The sequence below is a fragment of the Ruminococcus callidus ATCC 27760 genome (genome assembly GCF_000468015.1).
GTDB classification, from domain to species: domain Bacteria; phylum Bacillota; class Clostridia; order Oscillospirales; family Ruminococcaceae; genus Ruminococcus_C; species Ruminococcus_C callidus.
In genome coordinates, this window is sequence record NZ_KI260465.1 from 20,237 (window position 1) to 24,186 (window position 3,950).

General features: G+C 56.2%; 3 protein-coding genes. 2 read left to right on the top strand and 1 reads right to left on the bottom strand.

Annotation, left to right across the window (positions count from 1 at the left end; translation table 11 throughout):
- Nucleotides 1-35: 35 nt before the first annotated feature.
- Nucleotides 36-1,343: an alanine/glycine:cation symporter family protein gene (locus RUMCAL_RS11765; protein ID WP_040648129.1), complete on the bottom strand. Its 1,308-nt coding sequence runs from the start codon at nt 1,341-1,343 to the stop codon at nt 36-38.
- Between the two features lie 381 nt (nt 1,344-1,724).
- Between RUMCAL_RS11765 and RUMCAL_RS11770 the strand changes: the two genes are divergently transcribed.
- Entirely contained in the window at nt 1,725-2,312 is a 588-nt protein-coding gene (locus tag RUMCAL_RS11770; protein WP_021683136.1) for a hypothetical protein, read from the top strand.
- Entirely contained in the window at nt 2,309-3,811 is a 1,503-nt protein-coding gene (locus RUMCAL_RS11775; protein WP_021683137.1) for a PH domain-containing protein, read from the top strand. The genes RUMCAL_RS11770 and RUMCAL_RS11775 overlap by 4 nt, the downstream gene beginning before the upstream one ends.
- Nucleotides 3,812-3,950 lie beyond the last annotated feature (139 nt).

Sequence of the window (3,950 nt, forward strand, 5' to 3'; positions counted from 1 at the left end):
GTCGCCAGACGCTCTTTGTGCGGTATTGCCTTTGGTTATTTTTCTCGTTGTGTCCCGATCTGTTTCCCCAGAAGCAGCAGCCCCAGCAGGTTCGGCACTGCCATAAGCCCGTTGGCAATGTCGGAGAGTGCCCACACCGACCGCAGGGAAACCACAGCCCCTACGCCTGCCGCCAGACAGAACAACACCCGATAGGGCAGCCGCCACGCTTCGCCGCCCAGATACCGCACCGCCTGTTCCCCGCAGCAGCACCAGCCGATCAGCGTACAGAACGCAAACAGTGCGGTGATGCCTGCCATCAGTTCCGGTGCGGCTTGCCCGAAAACGCCCGAAAATGCGGCGGAAATGATGCTGCCGGCGTTGTCTGCCTGCGTCATGGCTCCGCTGGTGAGAACTGCCAGAGCCGTCAGCGTGCAGCACACCAGCGTATCCAACGCCACCTCCACCATGCTCCACATGCCCTGTAGCTGGGCATCTTCGGAACTGCCGCCGGCGTGGACAAGGGCACTGCTCCCCAGTCCGGCTTCGTTGGAAAATACCCCGTGCCGCAGACCAGTCTGCACAGCACGCTGCAAAACAGCACCGGAGATTCCGCCGCCTACGGCATGCAGCCCGAATGCTTCGCGGAAAATCTGCCCGAATGCTGCCGGCAGTGCGGCGGCGTTCCGGAAGATCACTCCCAGTGCCGCCAGCAGATACACCGCCGACAGCACCGGCATGAGCCATTGAATGACCTTGCCGGTGGAGCGTGTGCCGCGGAGCAAAATAATTCCCAGCAGAAGCGTGACACCGATTCCTGTCCACAGCGGCGGCAGGGAGAACGCCTCCGCAGCAAGGGTGGAAATGGCACTGCTCTGTGTCATGTTGCCCATGCCCAGCGAAGCACCGATGCAGCAAAGACTGTAAAATACTGCCAGAACGGGACTGTGCAGCCCGAACCGGAGATACGCCATGGGGCCGCCTGTCTTGGTGCCGTCGGGGAGTGTGCGGGCATACCGCAGAGCCAGTACATTTTCGCTGTAGGTCAGAGCCATGCCCAGCAGGGCGGATACCCACATCCAGAAAATTGCACCGGCACCGCCCAGACAGAGAGCCGCCGCCACGCCCAGAATGTTTCCCGTGCCCATCGCGGCGGCAAGAGCAGTGGAAAAGGTCTGGAACTGGGTAAGGGAAGTGCCGCCCTTGCCGGACTTGGTACGCAGGCTGCCGAACGTCCGCCGCAGAATGGTTTTCCAGCCCCAGAACTGGAAGAACCGCAGCCGGAAACTCAGGCACAGCCCTGTCCCCAGCAGCAGCACCAGCAGCCCTGTCCCCCAGATGTATGATGCTACGCGTTCCAGCATAATTTTCCTCCTGACAGTATATCTATAGTTTATCATGATCTGTCTGCACAAAACGGTTTATATGCGGTATTGCCTATGAGGAATAAAAAGGATTTGTGTGCAATCTATTCGCATTCTCTTGACGAAAATGTGTTCTCGGGGTATAATAGAAACAGAGCAGATCGCTCTACTAGGGGGTGTTGACACTATAATGATATGCGAATTTTGTGAGGTGATTTTTCTCCGTTCTAGGCAAAAATTCGCAGGCGTGCTTTCGCACGGCAAGGATTTTTAACGACGAACGGGGAAAAATCACCCCAAAAGACACGTGTCAGGCTTAGTGTCAACACACCCTAATGTATATGAATGTAGGAACCCCGATTATGTCTGTAGGAGGAATCCATGAAGCAGTATACTGCGGATAAACATGCACAATATACGCTGCAAATTGCAACACCGATCGTGACGGCGGTGCTGATCGGTTTGGTATGGTACTTTCTGGCAGTGCTGCCCCATTGGCTGCTGTGGACACTGACGGCAGTGCTGGCGGCAGCAGCGATCCTGCTGTCCACACTGCTGCTGCCTATGTGGTTCTGCACTGTGACCTATTGTGTATCGGCGACTCATATCACCCGAAAATGCGGCATTTTTTTCATACAGGAGCAAGTCATGCGGACACAGGCGTTGCAGTTCAGCAGCATTTTTCAGGCACCCTTTGCCGATGCCACCGGCATGAATTTTATCCCGCTGCATGCCTATGGCGGCACGGTCATTCTGTCGTTTTTGAGCAGTTCTGACGCGGCGGAGATACAGGCGTTTCTGCAAAAGACGGTCTACAGCCACAGCCAGCGGACACTGGAAGTGCCTGTCGCCGGAAATCCCGCAGACATTCCGCAGGAGCCGCAGTTCGATGCGTTTGAAAGTGCGGTGCAGCCGCCGTCAGGAACTGGCAGCAATGCGGAAGATCCGCCGGAAAGGAGCAGCCCATGATGCGGCTTGGGACTGCCGGTGAGGCAGTGTATCGGGAACACCCGATCAAGATTTTACGCTACAGTGCCAAGAACCTGTGGCTGTTGATTTTCCCGCTGCTGCGAAGCCTGCGGTTCTATCCGTTCTCACTTCAGAAACTTATCGACTGGGGAGCCGGTGCGTGGTTTGACCTGCTGGTTGCCCTGCTGATTCTGGGCATCGGTACGCTTCGCTGGCATGCCTGCACATATTATTTCGACGAAGTTTCCATTCGTTCCCAAAGCGGGATCCTCCTGCGGCGGGGGACGGAGATCCCGCTGGAACGTATTGCCTCCACAGTGGAGGAACACCCGTTTTACCTCCGCCCTCTGCGGGCAGCCTGTTTGCAGATCAGCACCGCAGCCGGTGCTGTGCCGGAAGCGGATATGCACCTGACCTTGTATCTGCGGGATCTGCACCGGCTACGGCAGCACATTCCCGTGCTGCAAAATGGCAGCACCGGTGCGGTGGCGTATCACACGCCGGCGTGGCGAATGCTGTTGTTCTCGGCGTTGTTCTCCAGCAGCTTTTCCGGTGCGATATACATTGCCACCATCTGCTTTCAGGGTGGACGCATCACTTCCGATCTGGTAAAGCAGTTTCAGGCACAGCAAATTCTGGAAGATGCCACCGACAGAGCATCGACAGCGTTCCACGGCGTGCCGCGAATCGCCATTACGATCGGCATTGTGATTCTGGCGTTGTGGCTGATCTCGTTTGGGCGGAACCTGCTGCGGTACGGCAGATTCCGCATGCGGTTCGGGGAGGAGTTCATCTCGGTGCATACGGGAATCCTCACCCGCCGGCGGTATCATCTGCGGGACAACGCCATTATTTTCCCCGACCTGCGGCAGAATCTGCTGATGAAGATATTCGGTATGGTATCCCTCCACATTCGCTGCCCCGGCTACGGCAGCCGGCGGGATACGCTGCCGGTGCTGATTCCGCTGATTCGGAAAAAAGGCTCACAGGCACTATTGGAAAAGCTGCACACGGTGCCGGTCATGGAGCACCCGAAACTTCATGCACGCTCCAATATCCGGTTTTTCTGGTCCTTTGTGTGGCCGCCGGTGATCGGGCTTTGTGCGATTCTGCCGGCACGGTTTATTCTGCTGTGGCTGCTGCCGAATCTGGGGGCGATCATTCGGTTCTGTTCCGTGATGCTGATTATTCCGCTGGTGTGGTTGCTGTGTATCCGCATTGTGGCGATGTTCACAGAATCGGTCACCATGGACGACCAGTATTTGCAGATGCATTTTTGCAGTTGGTTCACGTTCCACACCATTACGGTGAACCACGCCCGCATTGTCCGCACGGACCTGATGCAGACACCCGCACAGAAGATGTACGGCGTTTGTCATCTGTATATCACCTGTAACGGGCCCCGCCAGCAGCGGTTCAAGCTGACGGCTCTGCCGGAGGCAAAGGCACGGGAAATCGTGGAAACGCTGGCTCGGACAGAAATGCAGGATATGTCTTGAATCAATTTGTAAAACCGGTTTCTGGGGGTAGAAGCCGGTTTTTTGTTGTGAAAATCAATTTTCAAAAGTGTACTGATTTAAATTGTGCAAAATTATGAAGTTTGGCAAGTAAGGCTCCCCTGAAAGGGGAGCTGGCAGT